Genomic DNA, 1,099 nt, shown 5'->3' with positions numbered 1-1,099 from the left:
TAGAGCGTGTTCGTAGTTCGGATCTTCAGGCGGGTTGAAGGCTGCGGATCCACAGGATCGCTCCGCGCAGGTGGAGTCCGGCGAGGTAGCTTTCGGGCGTCTTGTCGTAGCGGGTGGCCAGCCCGCGCCACTCCTTGATCTTGTTGATGCAGCGTTCGACTGTGTTGCGCTCCTGGTAGAGCACCGCGTCGTGAGTGACCGGGCGGCCGCCGCGAGAGCCCTTCTTCTTGCGGTTGGCCGTCTGGTCCGTCTTCTCCGGGATGACCGCCTTGATCTTCCGTTTACGCAGGTAAGCCCGGTTGGCGCGGGAGGAGTACGCCTTATCCGCGGCGACGGCGTCCGGGCGGGTGCGCGGCCGCCCGACGGGGATGCGGACCTTGATGCGCTCCACCACCGCGCGAAAGCGCGGGCTGTCAGCGGCCTGGCCGGGAGTGAGCACGAACGACAGCGGGCGGCAGCGATTGTCGGCCGCGAGGTGGACCTTGCTGGTCAGCCCACCGCGGGAGCGGCCGAGTGCGGCAGCGGTCAGCCGGGCCCGGAAGCGACGTCGCCGCCGCCGGCGTTCGGCGCGGGCCGCCTCCTCGGTGGCGTCACCGAGCGCGTGGTGCGGCGTTTGTGCCGTTCGCGCACCCCCTTTTCCTCGTCGGCGGCCTTCTCCAGCTCTGCCATCAGCTCGGCGTCCAGTCGCATCCCGGCAGCATGATGGTGGGCATGCGGCGTGGTGGAGTCCACGCTGACCAGTTCCAGATCCACCTGCCCGCGCGAGGCGGCGACCGCGATCATCTGCTCCATCAGGTGCGCGAAGACGCCCTGCAGGGCCCAGGCGCGGAAGCGGTCGTAGACCGTGGACCATGAGCCGTACTCAACCGGCACGTCCCGCCACGGAGTGCCGGTGCGGAACCGCCACATCACGGCGTTGAACTGCCGCCGCAGGTCAGGGATCGGGCCCCGCTCGCCCAGCGGTGGGAGGTGCGGTTCGACCAGGGCCCACTCATCATCCGTCAGATCGCCACGCGCCATGCCCCTGGCCTACCAGGCCACGGGACACGGCGCGGCCGAATCCACCAACTCGTGATCGCAACTACGAACACGCTCTAGT

Annotated in this window: 1 pseudogene; it reads right to left on the bottom strand. The window is 69.1% G+C overall.

The features are described 5' to 3' along the window. Positions 1 to 25 precede the first annotated feature (25 nt). A pseudogene (locus P3G67_RS35725) lies at positions 26 to 1,020 on the bottom strand (IS5 family transposase). Positions 1,021 to 1,099 lie beyond the last annotated feature (79 nt).

This window comes from Streptomyces silvisoli, from assembly GCF_029269905.1.
Taxonomy (GTDB): domain Bacteria; phylum Actinomycetota; class Actinomycetes; order Streptomycetales; family Streptomycetaceae; genus Streptantibioticus_A; species Streptantibioticus_A silvisoli_A.
The sequence above is the reverse complement of the archived record's forward strand: the minus strand, read 5'-3'. Positions and strand labels throughout refer to the sequence as shown.